This window comes from Mesorhizobium sp. M7A.F.Ca.MR.176.00.0.0, from assembly GCF_004023165.1.
Lineage (GTDB): Bacteria > Pseudomonadota > Alphaproteobacteria > Rhizobiales > Rhizobiaceae > Mesorhizobium.
Map to the genome: position 1 here is coordinate 7521 of NZ_RZTC01000100.1, position 16702 is coordinate 24222.

Annotated in this window: 13 protein-coding genes and 2 pseudogenes; 13 read left to right on the forward strand and 2 right to left on the reverse strand. The window is 60.7% G+C overall.

Going from position 1 to position 16702, the window contains the following annotated elements; translation table 11 throughout:
- On the forward strand, nt 1-238 hold a 238-nt coding region (locus EOB59_RS26455), incomplete at its 5' end, for a cupin domain-containing protein (RefSeq protein ID WP_245486762.1).
- On the forward strand, nt 235-2097 hold the full coding sequence (atzF, locus tag EOB59_RS26460) for an allophanate hydrolase (protein ID WP_128289571.1): 1863 nt from the start codon (nt 235-237) through the stop codon (nt 2095-2097). The genes EOB59_RS26455 and atzF, both read left to right, overlap by 4 nt.
- Nucleotides 2098-2322: 225 nt before the next feature.
- On the opposite strand, the gene EOB59_RS26465 is transcribed toward atzF, so the two are convergent.
- Nucleotides 2323-4047 carry a hypothetical protein gene (locus EOB59_RS26465; RefSeq protein ID WP_164895748.1) on the reverse strand — a complete coding sequence of 575 codons (1725 nt, stop codon included), beginning with the start codon at nt 4045-4047 and terminating at the stop codon, nt 2323-2325.
- Nucleotides 4048-4480: 433 nt separating this feature from the next.
- Between EOB59_RS26465 and EOB59_RS26470 the strand changes: the two genes are divergently transcribed.
- The 4 genes from EOB59_RS26470 to EOB59_RS26485 all read left to right on the forward strand — a co-directional run bounded on the left by EOB59_RS26470 (nt 4481) and on the right by EOB59_RS26485 (nt 6956).
- Nucleotides 4481-4669, forward strand: a complete 189-nt coding sequence (locus EOB59_RS26470; protein WP_127322616.1) for a hypothetical protein — start codon at nt 4481-4483, stop codon at nt 4667-4669.
- Nucleotides 4670-4944: 275 nt separating this feature from the next.
- A complete protein-coding gene (locus EOB59_RS26475) occupies nt 4945-5373 on the forward strand; it encodes a hypothetical protein (protein ID WP_245466439.1) in 429 nt (142 codons plus the stop codon).
- A 476-nt stretch (nt 5374-5849) separates the two neighbouring features.
- Complete coding sequence (locus EOB59_RS26480) at nt 5850-6032, forward strand: hypothetical protein (protein WP_127322615.1); 183 nt, start codon at nt 5850-5852, stop codon at nt 6030-6032.
- 15 nt (nt 6033-6047) lie between these two features.
- Entirely contained in the window at nt 6048-6956 is a 909-nt protein-coding gene (locus tag EOB59_RS26485) for a LysR family transcriptional regulator (RefSeq protein ID WP_128289573.1), read from the forward strand.
- Between the two features lie 438 nt (nt 6957-7394).
- Here EOB59_RS26485 and EOB59_RS26490 read toward each other — a convergent pair whose 3' ends face one another.
- Nucleotides 7395-8456 (reverse strand): aromatic ring-hydroxylating dioxygenase subunit alpha, encoded by a 1062-nt coding sequence (locus EOB59_RS26490; protein WP_128289574.1) that lies wholly within the window; start codon nt 8454-8456, stop codon nt 7395-7397.
- A gap of 797 nt (nt 8457-9253) precedes the next feature.
- On the opposite strand from EOB59_RS26490, the gene EOB59_RS26495 reads away from it, so the two are divergent.
- The 7 genes and pseudogenes from EOB59_RS26495 to EOB59_RS26525 form a co-directional block, all read left to right on the forward strand.
- Entirely contained in the window at nt 9254-10441 is a 1188-nt protein-coding gene (locus EOB59_RS26495; protein ID WP_128289575.1) for a magnesium transporter, read from the forward strand.
- Between the two features lie 529 nt (nt 10442-10970).
- Nucleotides 10971-12185 carry a tetratricopeptide repeat protein gene (locus EOB59_RS26500; protein ID WP_164895749.1) on the forward strand — a complete coding sequence of 405 codons (1215 nt, stop codon included), beginning with the start codon at nt 10971-10973 and terminating at the stop codon, nt 12183-12185.
- 89 nt (nt 12186-12274) lie between these two features.
- Nucleotides 12275-13000 (forward strand): FecR domain-containing protein, encoded by a 726-nt coding sequence (locus EOB59_RS26505; RefSeq protein ID WP_164895750.1) that lies wholly within the window; start codon nt 12275-12277, stop codon nt 12998-13000.
- 12 nt (nt 13001-13012) lie between these two features.
- A complete protein-coding gene (locus EOB59_RS26510) occupies nt 13013-15049 on the forward strand; it encodes an adenylate/guanylate cyclase domain-containing protein (RefSeq protein ID WP_128289578.1) in 2037 nt (678 codons plus the stop codon).
- Nucleotides 15050-15290: 241 nt separating this feature from the next.
- A pseudogene (locus EOB59_RS36725) lies at nt 15291-15389 on the forward strand (integrase); the annotation flags it as partial.
- Between the two features lie 447 nt (nt 15390-15836).
- On the forward strand, nt 15837-16175 hold the full coding sequence (locus EOB59_RS26520; RefSeq protein WP_128289579.1) for a hypothetical protein: 339 nt from the start codon (nt 15837-15839) through the stop codon (nt 16173-16175).
- A gap of 172 nt (nt 16176-16347) precedes the next feature.
- A pseudogene (locus EOB59_RS26525) lies at nt 16348-16702 on the forward strand (L,D-transpeptidase); the annotation flags it as partial.

The following is a 16702-nucleotide window of genomic DNA, read 5'->3' on the forward strand; positions in this document are numbered from 1 at the left end:
GCCGTCGGTCGCGATCCTGAAATACCGGTCCGGCGCCAGCGTGCCGCGACACCGACATGTCGGGCTGGAAACCATCGTCGTGCTGGAAGGCACCCAGAGCGACGAGAACGGCGACTATCCCGCCGGCAGCGTCATCCTGAACCCGGTCGGCACCGAGCATTCGGTGTGGACGAAGGACGGTTGCGTCGTGCTGATCCAGTGGGACCTGCCGGTGATCATTCTGGAGAAGACGAAATGAGCGATATCCATTTCGACATAGCGAGCCTTCACGCAGCCTATCGGGGAGGCCTCGCCGTTGGCGATGTGATCGCGACGATCTTCACCCGCATCGAAGCGGCCGACGACCCGGGCATCTTCATCCATCTCACCGCCAAGGCGGATCTCCTAGCCCAGGCCGCGGCACTCGGTCCGTTCGACCCGGCGACAAAGCCGCTCTGGGGCATTCCCTTCGCCGTCAAGGACAACATCGACGTCGCCGGCATGCCCACGACGGCCGCCTGCGCCGAATACACCTATTGGCCCGAGAAAGACGCCACCGTTGTGGCGCGGCTGAAAGCGGCCGGTGCGTTGGTCGTCGGCAAGACCAATCTCGACCAGTTCGCCACCGGCCTCGTCGGCGTGCGCACGCCTTGGCCGATCCCGCGCAATGCCATCGACGAGGCGCTTGTGCCAGGCGGCTCCTCCTCGGGGTCGGCGGTGGCGACGGCGCGCGGCATCGTCTCCTTCGCGCTTGGCACCGACACCGCCGGCTCCGGCCGCATTCCGGCCGGCCTCAACAACATCGTCGGGCTGAAGCCGACGGTCGGCGCGTTGTCGGCCGCCGGCGTCGTGCCGGCCTGCCGCACGCTCGATTGCGTCTCGGTGTTCGCGCTGACCGTCGATGATGCGTATGGGGTGTTCTCCGTTGCCGCCGCGCGCGACGCTGCCGATCCTTATTCGCGTGACATCGTCGTCCAGCCGCTCGCCGCGCGCCAACCGGTGCTGACCGTCGGCGTGCCTGTAAAAGCGGAGCTCAAATTCTTCGGCGATACGGCCATGCAGACTGGTTTCGAAGCTTCGCTTGCCATTCTGTCGCGGCTTGGCTGCCGGCTGGTCGAAATCCCCTTCGGCGATTTCTACGCCACCTCCAACCTACTCTATGAGGGTGCCTGGGTGGCCGAGCGCTATGCGGCGATCCGCGATTTCATGGAAGCCAACGAAGCCGCCTTGCATCAGGTGACGCGCAAGATCATCGGCGGCGCCAGTAACCTGTCGGCGGCAGACGCCTTTTGCGGCCTCTACGCCTTGCAGGCCTACAAGGCGAAGCTCGCCCCGGTCATCGCCTCGGTCGACCTGTTCTGCGTGCCGACCGCCCCAACGCACTATACCACTGCTACCGTGCTCACCGATCCCGTCGAGACCAACAGCCGGCTCGGCACCTACACCAATTTCGTCAATCTTCTGGACATGTGCGGCATCGCCGTGCCGACCGGCAAGCGCGACGACGGGCTGCCGATGAGCGTGACGCTGCTTGCGGCCGCCGGAGCGGACGGCCTTGTAGCATCCGTCGCGCGCGATCTCCATGCCGCGAGCAGTCCCACCCTCGGCGCGACTGGCTGGCGGCAGCCGAGCGCGCAGCCTGTCGGCGCATCAGTCGAAGATGGCACTATCGAGTTGGTGGTGGTCGGCGCTCACCTCTCGGGAATGCCGCTCAATGGCCATCTCAAGGAGGCTGGTGCCCGGTTCTGCCGGGCGATGAGGACGGCATCTTCATACAAGCTATATGAGCTCGCGGGCCAGACCACGCCTAAGCCGGGACTGGTCCGTGTTGAAAACGGCGGCACTGCGATCGAGGTAGAGGTTTGGCGGCTACCTGCCGACGCATTCGGCCACTTTGTGGCCGCCATCCCGTCGCCCCTGGGCATTGGCAATATAGAGCTTGATGACGGCAGCACCGCCAAAGGTTTTCTAGTGGAATCCGTGGGCTTGCTAGGCGCTTTTGATATCTCGTCATTTGGGGGCTGGCGCCGCTTTCTGTCAGATCGTTCCCGCTTGAACACTTCGTCAACGGAATATTCGGAGGCAAGAGCAGGTGGCGACACCGCCCGCGGCGGTTAAACTTGTAATATCCTTGATCGCGAAGCCGGAAGCTGCCGTTTCGCTATCGGCCCCGCTTCTGCCTTCATCTGTCGTTTCTCGAGTGGCCAATCAAAACCGAGGAGCAACACGATGGGTTACTCGATTTGATCCCGCCGCACGGTCGCACACCATGGAATATCGGAAAGACCGGTAGGACGAAGCGGTTAGCTCTGCCCGCGAAGATTCTTCGTCCCGTTTCGGCGATCAATCCCGGCGTGGGTCGTAAGGCTTGGCGGCCCGTTGAGCGACGCGCTCGCGGTACCTCGCGTCGGTTCCACTTCGGTTTTCCGGCTTGGTAAGCGTTTCGACAGGCTTCCCGAGGACGACCAGCAGCGTGTCCCATTCTTCCTGGCCGAGCGTCTTGTAGCGGTACTTCAGACCCGGCGAAGCCAAGAGCTGCTCGATCTCAGGCCGCGCGAAAGAGGCCGCAGGGCCAATGCGGCGAAAGCCGCTTCGCACGGCATCGGTAGCCGCGGTCAGGTCGCTGAAACCATACTTGTCCGGATCGTAGACGGAGTACTCGCGCAGCAGCCGCAACAGGTCGGGCACGGCATCGACGCCGCGGTCCCCCTGGCGCTTGATCAGGCCGGTGGCAAAGCGGCTGACCTCCGGATCTGCGAGAATCGCGCGCTCTTCGGGCAGAGGATCGGTGTATGCACCCACAGGGAGGCCGGCCAGGGCATTGATCCAGTGGCGCGCCTCCTTCTTGTCGGTGGCCGCGAGGTAGCGGCGGGCGGCGAGCCGCCGCAGATCGGCGGAGTCGCCATCGACCTGTTTGATGATCGCCCACAGCCCGTCTGGGGATCGCACCCGTGGGTCCTCCAAGACGCGAACCAGCAGGCGCCGGTCGCTTTCGCCGAGCGGCTGGTCGTTCGCGCGGAACGAGTCCATCCATTGATTGGCGAGCGCGAACACGGGACCGCTCACCGGCTTACGCGGATCGTCGAGCGCTCTGGCAAGTTCCTCGCGCGTTCTCGCTTTCGCCGCTTCCATATTCACGCCGCGCGAAACGCTGGTGTGGTCGAGCAGCAGCCGGTTGACCGGAACCTCGGCGTACATCCTTCCGTCACCGAGCCGCAGACGCGCCCAGCCGAACCGGAAGTTCTCGATCCCGCCCGAAGTCCCGATCAGCAACGGCGCCGCCGGGGCAAAGATCGACAGGATCGACTGCCGCAGCAGCACCTGTTCACCGGCGTCGGTGATGGTGAGCGCCTTGCGGTGGGGTGCGGAGGGTTCGAGCGACCAATCCAACCGTCCCGATCGGGGCTTGGAATCGGGCGCGGCAGGGCCGTCCTCGATAGCGATGGTGAAGCTGGGTTCGGGGGCGTCGTCGCTTTGCAGCAGCGCCTTGCCCTCTGACATCATCAGGTTCCATTCGGATTCCAGCGCGCGCTGAGGGGCGAGCGGATCGGAGGCATCGTAGCGCCGCTCTTCCAGCAGGCCATGCCCGATGACGGTGCTTCGTTTTCCGGGCGTCGAGTCTGGCACGACGCGGTAGGTATAGGAATGACCGCGAAGGGTCTGGACGCGGACCGAAGTGACGCCCGGGGTCTTGAGCAAGGCAGCGCACAATGCATCGCAACGGCCCTCGAACGGGCGGGCGAGGAGAATATCGCCCTTGAGCGCAATCGGTGCGTTCGACTGAATGTCCGGCTCCTCCAGGCTGGCCAGCATGCCCCTCGCCCAGGTGAGGCCTGGCTGGGGGATGGTCCAAAACAGTGCCAGCGTCGCGGCGCCCGACATGACGTTCAGAGGAACGCCTGAAAGGAAACTTCCGAGCAGCAAGCAGAACAGCGCGAAAGCGATGCCATACATGAAGGCCGTTGGCATCGACCCGAGGATGAGCCCCGGGATGATCAGGAAACTGCCGATGATGACCAGCCATGGCATTGTCAGCGCCACGAACGCGCCGACGCCGGTGATGATCAAGTAAGTCTTCAACCACATGCGCGGAACCTTACCGCGCAGAATTCAAAAAATGATAAAGCTACTGATCTCGGGTCGGTGCCGTCTTTCGGCATCCACCCGTTGACGGAATCTCGTTACGCTCACCTCAAAGGCTGTCGACCGTCCGCCTTTGGGGGTTCTGGCGCCCACATCACATGACCGACTCGGGTCGCAAGGGGAACGCCAGCCTTCTAGCCCATCGCGCCCAAAACCGGAAGGACAGCAGACGGCCCCAAAGCTGCCGGACTCCAATGCGCCTCATGTCGGCCGTTGAAGTCCAGCCACGACCTGAAATGCCCAGGGTCGGAGGACGCGAAGACCGAAATCGCCTTTGGGCGGCAGCGGTCCGATGGCCGATTGTCCCGGAACCTCAGGCCGATCGAAGAGTTGCCATTGCTTCACAAAGGAGAGGCTGATGGTGGAAAAATCGGTCGACAAGAAAGTTGGCAAGCGCCCCGGCAAGGAGCTTGAAGCAGACGCGCGAGGCCAATCAGAAGAGCACCACAAAGGCGGAAAGAACGACGGTGTCTCAAGCGCCAATCCGCGCGTTTTATCAGGCGAGAAGGATGGCGACGCCACATTTCCTCTAAAGCGGGAACAGTGACAGCAGCGTCATTCCAGCGCTGACCGAACCAAATCTCGCCCACGGTTGTCTGCGACTGATTGCGCCCCAGCTGGCCTCGGGAACGAGGCTGGACCAGATAGCTCTGATGTCGCAGCCGATTCAGGGTACAATTTCCGCAATACAGAAACCCTGGCGCTGAAACCAGTGGTTCCAGGCCTAATGAAGAGGACGTCTCATCTCTGGCCTAAACGCGTTGTCGCGCGAAGGTGTTTGGGTGGTGATTATGTTGTTTTCTGTGGAAGAGGCCACCCTCAGTGGCGGTCGTTTTTGTGTGGATAAGACGTGCATGGCCTATTGGTTCTGCGCGTCATGCCGCGCACTCTCACGCAATGAAGGCGGAGTATGTTGAACTGGTTTTGTTCGAGCAGTCTTTCGCCAATATCAATCGGCCGTTTGCCGATCGAGTGGCTGACGTCGCGGAAAAGACTGGTGGCTCTGTTCTGTTCGATATTCGCGTCGAGGACGACACTCGCATTCAAAGGATGGCAGCTATCGGTTATGGCGCAAACGGAACCGTAGCGATCATGATGAACAAGCAGGGACAACTTAGCACCACGCCGGTGAATGGGAACGACGACATTCTCGTTGCCGAACTTACTGCTTGGTGTTCGCTACCGATGGCTAAACAGGTCTGCGTTAGTTACCATGGTGCAGCCGCGCGCCTGCTTGCTAACCTTCTTTGAAACGAAACGTGTTGGCGCGTTTGACACAAGGAGCCACCTCAATGGGGGCCAGGCGCCGGGGCCTCAGCGTAAGGGTGTGGCCCTACGATATCTCCAGCGCACGTATGCGGGTTGGTACCCTACTCCGGCGCAATTTCAAATGTCGGGTTTTCTTTACTAGCGAATCGTCATTGCCGCACCAAAGACGCAGTTCCAAGAACAGATTTTGTACTCTTGGCGACAGTCTCTACCCCTGCTGGTATTACAAAGACTGTAGACTTGCGCACAATCCGAACCGCAGCTTTTATGCTCGCCTACGTCCGCTAGAGCGCTTTCATCGATGCTGCCCTTAGAGGTCACACCACATTGATGATTATAACCTGGCAGGCCAGATGACGCGGTCGCGTCGCCACATTGTTCGACGGCGATCGCCGATACATTTGCAAGGGCGACAAGACCGAGAGAAGCTAATATTACAATTGATATGTGGCGCATGATTGCTCCATTCGATCGATGAATTAGTTGAAGAAAGTGGAACAAACATTATTCCATCTTTCATTGTCTTTAAAAAATCAATGTCGCTTGAAGATGCTTCTTCGACAGGATTAATTATCCTCGATGACGGCGCTGCTGTCTTGTGCTATGTTTTGTTCAGCCTGCTGCAAGAATTGCAGCGGTGATGCCGGGGGCTGCCGATGCGTTACCTGAACTCCGCTCACTATATCGATGTGGTGGCCAAGACCGGTTCGATCCGCGCCGCCGCGGAATTGCTCGCCATAACCTCGACGGCGCTCAATCGGCGTATATTGGCGATGGAGGCCGAACTCGGCGTTGCCATTTTCGAGCGACTGCCTCACGGCGTGCGATTGTCCAGCGCCGGCGAACTTCTAGTGCAGCAAATGCGCAACCAGTTATCCGATATGGAGCACGTGAAATCGCAGATTGCAGACCTTGCTGGCGCCCGGCGCGGCCATGTGGCGATCGCCTGCAGCCAGGCGCTATTGCCCTACCATCTGCCGATGCAGATCTCACTCTACCGCAAGGAACATCCGAATGTGACCTTCGGAGTGCACCTGCGCGACCGGGAGGAGGCCGAGCGTGCCTTGGTCGATCACACGGCCGACATTGCCATCGTCTACGAGCCAACCCGGCTGGCTGCCTTCATGACACTAATACGGGTGCACCAGCCGGTGCATGCGGTTATGCGGCCCCATCATCCGCTGGCTTCTCACGAGACGGTGCGCTTGCGCGCTTGCCTCGACTATCCAATCGCGCTTCCCACATCAAGTTACGGTGTGCGCTACCTGCTCGACATCGGGGCGCAATCGTCATCGCTGCAGCTGGAGCCGGTGATTCAGTCAGACAGCTTCGAATTCCTGCGCAACCACGCTATCTCAGAGGATATCATCACCTTCCATTTCCCGATTGGCCTATCCCACCAGACGATGACCGGTGACATGACCTCCCGGCCGCTCGACTTGCGCGACGTGCCCGCTGGCATGCTCTATGTCGGCCAACTCAAGGGCCGCACCCTACCGGTGGCCGCTGCACGTTTCGCCGACCAGCTTTCCGCTTCGCTGGCGCAGCAGTATGAGGTCTCGTGATGGCGCCTATTAGGGGTCAGAACAAGAGCAGTGCCGGGCATCTTGCATCCTATCAAATGAATGCAATCGAAGGACGACCTATTCCCGGCACGCTATCGCACGCGACTTCATGCCAAGTCCTTGGTCGCTTACCACGAAACCTTGATCGCCCGGGCCAGAAGATGACCGGATAGCTGTGCTCGGCCGGCCGTGCGACTGGTTAACGCAGGCGTTGCAGCAGCAGCCGCGCCTCACGGAATCGGTGCCGATCGGGGCAATCAGCTCCAGCCCGCTAAACTTGGTCGTCAAAGCCGCGTGCGCCGATCTGCTCTCCGCATTGAGCGAGCTCCGATTGCCACGACGCTCGTAACTCGTCCTACCGTGCCCGCCCTATTCGACCGGTCGGAGGGCTCTCGTGCCGGCGCCGAGCTATCCGGCGGACAAGGACGCCAGGGGCGCTCACAGCCCCAGTGCCGCAGCGACCCGTTCCTGGAAATACTGCACTCCCCGCTCATGCCGCCCCGAGAGCGGGCCGGAGCTATAGGCCCCTGCGGCATAGTTGCGATGCGTATCGGCGCAGATGGCGTAGTCCTCGCGTACCACGGCCAGAGTGCCTTGCACAGATTTCGCCCTGCTCTCGGATGTTTCTGCAGCGATATCGGCAAAGAAGAAATGGTAATGCTGGTCTGTGTGATGCGGTGAGGTCGGATTGATCCGGCTAACGTTCATGCCGCCATCGAAAAGCGACAGCGTCCAGTTCGGCCACATCCAAAGCCATTTGCCGCGATAGAACAGACCGTCTTTCGGCGGTGCGGTCATCCGGACATAACCGGGATGGGCGGTGGTCTGGAAAGCTTCGAAGTCGATGGCAGCGTAGAACGAGGGATGTGTGCCAGGAATGTGGTAGCCTTCGACGAAATTGTCGGTGTAGATCTTCCAGTTCGCCGTAAAGCTGACGGTGGCCTGATCGGTGGCGGCATAGGTCTCCAACGGCTCGTCCGCCAGTTCGTCGGGCAGAGAGCCAAGTTGATCCAGAAGACTTTCCTTCGGGTCGAGTGCCGCGAAGAGCAGCCCGCGCCATTCCGACAACTGCACCGTCTCCAGCGGCCAGTCTTCGGCGATGATCGCGGGATCCTTGCCATACCATGGGGCCTGCACCAGGCGTCCGGTGTCGGCAAAGGACCATTTGTGATAGGGGCAAACGATCAGCCCACATTTGCCCGCGCCATCGGCCAGAAGTTTCGCCCCCCGGTGGCGGCAGACGTTCTTAAATCCGCGCAAGGTCCCGTCCCTGCCCCGGATGGCGAAGATCGGCGTGCCGGCGATGTCGATGGCAAGGTATTGACCGGACGTCGCGACCGAGGCGACAGGCCCCATGAACTGCCAGGTGTGCGCGAAGATGCTGCACCGTTCCTGCTGCCAGATATCATCGCGTACATAAAGCGACGGGTCCAGGTTCAGGTATTGCACAGGCGGAGTGTCGAGTGGCAGCTGGTCGGGCCGCAAGGGGTCTGGCGTCATAGGCTAACCTCCAGTTGCGGCAATCCTGTCGTAAGCGGGGCGGCATCGCAAGAGAATTGGCTCTGCTGCGCACAGCCTGTAAGCCGGCGTGCAATTTTGCTCTAAAGCAGATTTGCTGGAGTGGCGGTCGTTTCCAATTCGCCGACCTAGTTGTCGACCGCGATCATCACGTCGGATGCTTAACCGCAGCACAGGTCCCAGGTCGACTTCGAGCCCAGTTCGTCGTCCGCCTGGTGGACGGCGGGTATCAGAATAGTGCCGTTCGCTCGCGAACGACGGGGGATGGAGTCGTGAGCTGACGAGAGAAACTTTGCCCGAGGACGCCAAGCTAGAACGGCAGCTTACCGCGGAGCGTTCGGCACGCCGAATCCTGATGTTGGCTTAAGCGTATCTCAGACATTCAGTCTGACCAGACTTTTGCGAATGGCGTCTTTGCGCTTCGTCTCGGTCATTGAGATATTAGCAGCCGCTTCCAAGAAGCAGACATCACAGTGACCGCGCCATAGCTCTCGATGCGCAACGATATCAGACTCTCCAACCCGCCATTGCCCACATGCATTTCCCAAGACGGCCATTGATCGCTCAGGCAGGAATTCCGGACCGGTCCGGATCACCCAGGTGAGATGGCGTCTGCCGGGTCGACGCATGCGTCAGGCGGCGTATGTCAACTCGTTTTAGGCCGCAGTAACTTCGAGAGCCAAGGCGGACTGCTGGGGCAGGAAGAAGCTGAGTATTTCCACATTGGTGCGATCCGGTACTTAACATATTATGTGACCTTCAACTGGGGGTTATAGCGAATGAAAGATGAGACCGGCGTTCAGAAGTTGGTGCGCACACTGCGTGCCCGAGCACCCGACGACGCAGCTGAATTGCTGGCCAGAGAGTCTCCCGAGTTCATCCGCGACACACTAGAGCTGTTGCCAGAGGGGCACGCCCGCAAGGTGGCCGAGCATTTGCCATCGCATATGCGGCCCATCAGGCCCCCTGACGATGGCGAGGATTTCGCGATCCCCGAGTCGCTTGTCGAGGTAATGGACCCGATTTCCGCCAGCGTTCCTGTCGGGACGACGGTTGCTGCCTCGGTGGAAGCTGTCAGACGCGCCCAGGTGCCGACCGAACTCACTTATCTCTACGTCACGGACGAGGGCAATAAACTGGTTGGCCTGGTGGTCCTGCGCGATCTGATGCTGAGCGAACCGGACGCCATTGTCGACCAGATCATGCTGCCCAAGCCGTTCGCTCTTCATGTCGGTCTCTCTTTGAGCAACGCCTGCAAGGCAGCGGTACGGCGTCACTACCCTGTCTATCCGGTGGTGGACGCGGAGAACCGGCTGCTCGGGCAGGTTCGCGGCTGGCGCTTGTTCGAGCAGCAAGTCATTGAGATTTCCGCTCAGTCTGGCCAGATGGTAGGTGTCCAGAAGGAGGAGCGCTCTTTCACGCCGCTGTTTTCAGCCTTCTTAAAGCGTCATCCGTGGCTGCAGTTGAACCTCCTGACGGCCTTCATGGCCGCATTCGTGGTCAGTTCGTTCACAGGAACCATCGAGAAGATCGTCACCCTGGCGGCATTCCTCCCGGTCTTGGCCGGGCAGAGCGGAAACACGGGCTGCCAAGCACTGGCTATGACGCTGCGTGGCCTTGCGCTGGGGGATGTGGACAAACGACCGAAGCTGCACTTGGTGGTGAGAGAGGGCGCGCTCGGGATCGCCAACGGCTTGCTTGTCGGCCTTCTTGCGGCTGCGGCGATGTGGTTCTACGCCTCGAGGCAACCGGAGTCGGCCGCCCAAGCGCCCATGTTAGCACTTGTGATCCTGCTTGCTATGTCCGGATCGTGCCTCATGTCTGGAATCTCCGGCGTGCTGATCCCGTTGGGCCTGCGCCGGGTCGGCGCCGACCCGGCGGTCGCTTCGGCGATCTTCCTCACCACCTTGACCGATATTGTAGGCATGGGCCTGATGCTGGGGCTGGCCACCATACTCGTGCTGTAGCGAGGTACGTTCCTGGGAAATTGGGGCAACAAGCTGATCTCGTCGCGTTCAGCGAATTGCGAGAGCCAGGCCGCATCGCGCACGCATCGTGAGAAGCACCCTCCGGCAGCTCTCTGACCCCTCGCGCAACGCGCCGGAAGACCTTTGGATAGGCCGTGGATGACCTTGAAGCCTATTCAGTGACCAGAACACGCGCAGAATCGCGCAAGCAATATTAACCTCGTCGGTTTGCGATCCGCCACTCAGGATCTGGTTGTTTGCCACTGGTGCCGAATCCTTCAATTACGTCCAGCAACTCCAAGCAGACGTTTTTGCGACCAGCGCAGCCAAAAATAGGAATAAGCCTGTTAGCTTGTTGCGCAGCTGCAACAGCTGCTGAGGCTCGCATGATCTGGTGGCAGTTCAGTCGCCTTTTTTCTTGTAGTCATGCGATTCCTTCGCACTAGTCCGGTCGGGGTGGGTTCTCGGCATGCAATCTTCGTCTCGCACGATTTTCGGCTTCGCCGCAGCGCTGCTTTTTAGCGGGGTATTGCCGGCCGGCGCACAAGGTCTTTTTACGGCCTATGACGATGCGTTTTCGGCCCGCATCGCCAGTCCGGCCGACAATGGAACGCTCGCCCAATTCGTCACGGTTGCGGTCAACGCGGGCCAATACGATCAGGCGATCTCCTCAATCGAGCAGTATCTGATCCAATACCCCCGCGATGCGCGCGCCCGGCTTGCGGCCAGCCGGTTGTACTATCATGTCGGCTCCTATGAATTGGCCCGGCGGCAGGTGCAGTACGGCATCGAAGTCGGCGGTCTGACCGCGGGTGAGCAGCAGGAAGCTGTTCGCCTCCTCGGCCGGATCGATCGTGCGTTGCGTGGCGTCACCTGGGAACTCGCCCTGACCGGCGGCGTATTCAGCGCATTCACCGATTTTGCGCCGGGCGGGGCGCAGGACGAGGAAAGCTTCGTCTCGCCCTACGGGCGGGCGGAAGGCTTTGTCCGGTGGGACCTCGGCACGCCAAGTGCCGACGCGCTGGTGCTTTCAGGGTCGTTGACGGCGACAGAGCGTTTTTTCACGGAAGACCTGTCGGTTCCGGGTAGCGATAAGACTTTTGTCCACGGCAACGCAGGGATTACCTGGGACAAGGGGCTGCCCAATAGTGGGATCGATTCGCTTCGCCTGCTGCTCTCCGCGTTTACCGTTACAGACCGTTTCGACAGCGATATTCAGGAAACCGGCATTGGCCTTGGTGGACGTTTCCTCGTTCGACCGACGGTCGAAACGACGCTCTTCGCCGGTGGCGGCTACATCGATCTAAGCGCCTCGCAAGGCATTTTCGCCGACAGCAGGGTCTTCTATGAGGCAGGCGGCAGCTACCGCTTCCGCAATGGCCAGGCGCTCGGACTGCGCTTTGTCGGCTCGAATGACTTCGCTTCCGGATCTGGAGAAATCGGCCGCAGCTACTCAGGCGAGGTCCGCTATGGCGGCCTGTTGATGAACGTACCGGATCTTTTCGCATGGTCACACCAGATCGCCTTCTCAGCCGGCCACAGCGACATTCCCGATCTCTCGGTCGGCATCGGCACAAATATTAAGAGCGACTTCTGGCGCATTGCCTCGGAAAGCGATTTTCAGCTGACGGAAGCCCAGAAGATCAGCGTTGATCTCGCCTGTCGAGAAACCACCTTCGCCATCGCCAACCGCGACCGAAAATCGTTCGAAATGCTCATGAGCTATACGTTGACGCTCAATTGAAAGAGGCCTCGATGAGGTACCGTCAGATCGCTCTTTTTATCGCCTGCCTTGCTTTCACGGTACCATCCGCCGCTGAGACAGTCGGGTCGATGACAGCCTATCAGACCAACATCGTCCGCAACAACGGTGGGACAATGAACGTTGGTGCTGGCGTCGAACTCGGCGACCAGTTGCGCAGTGACCCCACCGGTCTTGGAATGCTGGTGTTCCGGGATGAATCGAGCGCCAAGATTGGTCCGAACACCAGCCTGACAATCGATGAATTCGTCTACAATCCGGGCTCCGGTTCCGGAAAGATCGATATCGGGATGAACAGCGGCCTGGCACGTTTTTATGGCGGCCAAGTTTCTAAAGGGGGCGTCATGCAGGTTGCGACGCCGCACATGGTGCTCGGGGCGAGAGGCGGCATCATCGAAGTGCTGGTGGCAGCCGGCCAGACTGTCGGCATATTGCGCGCCGGCCGCATGACCTGCACGATCAATGGCAAACGGCTGGTCATCACAAACCCGGGCTACGCCTGCACGTCGGAAGATGGCAAGCTGCTGACCGGCTACGGTGGCATCGACACCTTCCCGATATTGGACAGTATTGACCGGATAGCGGGCACCGGCCTGCCAGGGGCGCCGGGTCCTGGGTTGGACGTAAGCGCAATTTGTGCATCGGCACTCGGCGGCTCGCTCGAAGTCTGCGGGTCCACGGACGGCGCATTGCCAGGAGTGGTCTTGGAATTCCCTGACAGCCCAATGCCACCTGCGGGCAGCGGGGGGCGGAGGGGCGAGTGTGAGGGTGAGCGTTGCTGTTACTACTGCGATTAGACTGGCCCCACGATGAGCCGCTTGGTCGGTAGTCCCTGGGCTGATTGGCGGCAAGCTGGCAGGCGCAAAATATCCGGCCTTGTGGTCGTGCTCCTGCTGCTCGCTTGCCATTTGGCTTTTGACGCACCGTTGTCGCGTCTGCGTGAGCGGACGTACGACTTCTATCAGTTTCTCGCCCCACGCCAGACGACGAGCAATCCTGTCGTGGTCGTCTCGATAGATGACGCCAGCCTCAAGGCACATGGGCGATGGCCTTGGAATCGTGGCCTCTTGGCCGATCTGGTCGATGGCATCACCGAATCCGGCGCGGCAGTGGTCGGGCTTGCGCTGGTACTCCCCGAGGCCGACAACTCGCCTGAAGGCATCGCCGGAGACAAGCACTTAGCAGCGGCGCTGGCCAAAAATCGAACGGCGCTTGCCGTCAGCCTAGGCAATGAGGCGACAGTTTCAGAAGCAGAACCCAAAGCCGGCTGGTCGATCGTCGGGCAAGTACCCGATACACTTCCCGGCTTCACCGGCTTGACCGGCTCGCTTGCCGAATTCTCGAACACTGCCGCGGGCCTTGGCGTAATTCGCACCTTGCCCGATCCCGACGGCGTACTGCGCCATGTGCCGCTGCTCTGGCTTCGCAACACCGCTCAAGGCGTGCAGCTGTGGCCGTCCTTCGCACTCGAGCTCCTGCGCCTCTACGCTGGACAGGACGGGTACATAGCCCGGATGAATGCAGCCGGGTTCGACGCACTCAGGATGGCCGGGGCCATTGTGCCGCTCGAGCCGGAGGGGAGCATCCGCCTCTGGCAAACCGCCACCGATGCGCCCCGCCTGTCTGCCAGCACTATCCTTTCGCGCCATGGCGATCCGCGGCTGCGCGACGCCATCGCCATTGTCGACCTGTCGGCTGTGGGACTGACGCAGTACCTGCCCACGCCAAGGAGTCCAGCACGATCAGGAGTGGACATCCACGCCGATGCGGTTGGCCAGATGCTTGCCGGGAGCCACCTGGCCGAGCCAACGCACGCACGTATGCTCGAGCGGCTCTGGTTTCTCCTCAGTGCCGTCGTTTTCATCGGGCTGTCCGGAGTGCTCGCCGGGCGTGTCGTGCTTGGCGCCCTCGCACTGGCGCTGCTGGCCGTCACGCCGTTTGTGTTCGGCGCTCTCGAGTACAGCATGCAGGGTGCACTCTATGACCCGCTGCAGCCGGCGCTTGCAACGATCATGGTTGCGGGCTTCGAAGGCTATGTCCTCTACAGGCGCAGCGAGCAGCGCCGGTCCACCTTGGCGCGACAGTTCTCCCAATATCTGTCGCCCTCCGTGGTGCAGCGCCTCGCAAGCTCGGACACCGAGGCAATCCTGTCTGGCGAGAAGCGCGAGATCACAATCCTGATCAGCGACATACGCGGCTTCACGACGATGAGCGAACAGCTCGATACCCATGAGATCGCCAAGGTAGTAAACCATTTCCTTGGTATTGCGACCGATGAGATACTCAAGCGCGACGGCACCATCGACAAGTTCATGGGCGATGCGGTGCTGGCCTTCTGGAACGCGCCGCTTGATCAACCCGATCATCGCGAGCGTGCGCTCGACGCGGGTCTTGCCCTGATCGAGCGGGTGAAGCGCGAAGATGCCGCCTTCACTGCGGATGGCCATCGCTCGATCGAAATCGGCGTCGCCATCGAGACCGGCATCTGCTCAGTAGGCAATTTCGGCTCCGAACGACGCTTCGATTACACCGCAATCGGCTCCCCGGTGAACCGCGTGGCACGTCTCGAGTCCACGACCAAGAAGCTGGGCATCGAGCTGGTGCTCGGACCCGGCTTTGCGGCAGGAGCATCGATGCCGGTCGTCCAGGCGGGCGCCTTTGAGCTCCAGGGTTTCAAGGGCGAGGTGCCGGTTTTCACTGTTCCGGAGATGCAAGCTGCTCACCAAGGTGTGAGCCGCGAAGTAGAGATCCAACAATCTGGCGCCCCTGGCGCGGTGGTTGGTTCGGCGCCATCCGAGCAAATGACACCGCCTGATGTTGCGCCCCCAACCCGAAGCACACGCTGACCGGATTCAGCCGATCGCAGTGGTGCCGTCCTGCATCGTGAACTAAGACCGCTGGGGAGGCCTAGGTGCCATCAGGCGGCATCCGGCCTGCGCAGCCGTTGTTTTTGACGGCGGGCGTCTCGCACGCCTGCAGGATTAGGCCAATTTGGGCGGCCGCAAAATACCGGAGCTGAAAGTAGTCCATCTATTCCTGAAAGCTGCCATTCTATTTGCGGCCCCACGCTCATCAACCGTCTGCCGGCGCGCAGCGGTCGTCCAACAGAACACCGGCCGACCTGTTCAGTTCGAGTTGATGAGCGACCCACGCTCCAGCCTTCTCGCATGGCTGGAGCGACGCGGCCTGGAACTGCTGAGGCTACGGAAACCTACAGATGCGGCTCCATTTCCGAGTGGAGCCGCGTATGCCAAGCGCCTTGTTTCGGTCGTTGAGGCGAACTCCTGCGATCCCATATATGGACATAGTTGCTGAAGACGCCGTGGCGCTGTGAACCAGACTCGCGTGGGAGTGAGGTTGCAAAACGCCTCCTCCGGGTGACAACTCCCCGCAGAAAGCCGCTTCTTCAGACAGGCTCCGACCAAGCCGCAGGATAGGCGAGGCAGCCCCAGAATTTGGAGACCAGAATATGGCAAGCGGGGAGCAGCAAGACAAATCAGCGGCGGAAAAGGCAGTATGGCCGCTTCTCTTTCTAACGGCGGCGCTGCAGGCGTATCTGGGTCTGTCGTTGGTAGCCTATGTGTTCATGGGCGTGTCAACCCGGGCTCCGGGATTGCCGGATGGACAGCGGCCATGACAGGCGGGCTCCAGACGATTGCGGCCATGGCGGCCTTTGTGCTGGCTGTTCGAGGCGATCTTCGCGGCACTAACCTGGCGTTAGCCGGCAGCATCATGCTGGGCTGGTTTTCGATGCTGCCTTCGGTCGCTGAGCAAGGGCTCGATTTTGGCGGTGATGACTGGGGTACCCCGGTCTATTTCGTGGTCTCCCCCATCATCGCGATCGTTACGGCAACGCTAGCTTGGCGCAACCTATACCTGATCCCGGCAGCTTTCATCGTAACCGCACCGACCTTCATCGGCATTTTGGTCGTCATCGTCTTCGGAATCGCCATCGCTTTATACGGCTTCTGAATGCGTGGCAGGTTCGAGGCTCGAAGTCGCAAGGATTGGCTTCGGCCCGTGAATCCGAGGCGTATCGAAGGTCCGGCTTCGGGTCGCATCCGGCCCGCTGCAGCATTTTCCACTTTGAAGCGAAATCATTCTCGACTATGGTCTGCCAGACTTAAGGCATGGGGGATTGCCGATGGTTTTATCACGCAGGGGAGTCGTCATCGGCGGCCTGGCGCTGGTCGCGGTCGGTGCAACCGGCAATATTGTTCTAGCCGCGACGGCAAAATCCTTTTTCGCCGGTGACGCCAGCGACAACAATTTTGTCTATCGCAAGACCAACTTCGCCAAGATCGACAAGAGATGGCATCGCCAGATCGTGAAGTATTTCAGCAGCGAGCCGGTCGGCACCGTCGTGGTCGATACCCGCCACCACTTCCTCTACCTCATCATGGAAAACAAGACCGCCATCCGCTACGGCGTCGGCGTAGGCAAGGACGGCTTCAAATGGTACGGCCGCGCGACGATCGACCGCCGCGCGCTGTGGCCGC

Excerpts from the sequence above, each read along its gene's own strand:
- atzF (WP_128289571.1), top strand. The coding sequence starts at position 235 with ATGAGCGATATCCATTTCGACATAGCGAGCCTTCACGCAGCCTATCGG.
- EOB59_RS26470 (WP_127322616.1), top strand. The coding sequence starts at position 4,481 with ATGGTGGAAAAATCGGTCGACAAGAAAGTTGGCAAGCGCCCCGGCAAG.
- EOB59_RS26485 (WP_128289573.1), top strand. The coding sequence starts at position 6,048 with ATGCGTTACCTGAACTCCGCTCACTATATCGATGTGGTGGCCAAGACC.
- EOB59_RS26490 (WP_128289574.1), bottom strand. The coding sequence starts at position 8,456 with ATGACGCCAGACCCCTTGCGGCCCGACCAGCTGCCACTCGACACTCCG.
- EOB59_RS26495 (WP_128289575.1), top strand. The coding sequence starts at position 9,254 with ATGAAAGATGAGACCGGCGTTCAGAAGTTGGTGCGCACACTGCGTGCC.
- EOB59_RS26505 (WP_164895750.1), top strand. The coding sequence starts at position 12,275 with ATGACAGCCTATCAGACCAACATCGTCCGCAACAACGGTGGGACAATG.
- EOB59_RS26510 (WP_128289578.1), top strand. The coding sequence starts at position 13,013 with ATGAGCCGCTTGGTCGGTAGTCCCTGGGCTGATTGGCGGCAAGCTGGC.
- EOB59_RS26520 (WP_128289579.1), top strand. The coding sequence starts at position 15,837 with ATGACAGGCGGGCTCCAGACGATTGCGGCCATGGCGGCCTTTGTGCTG.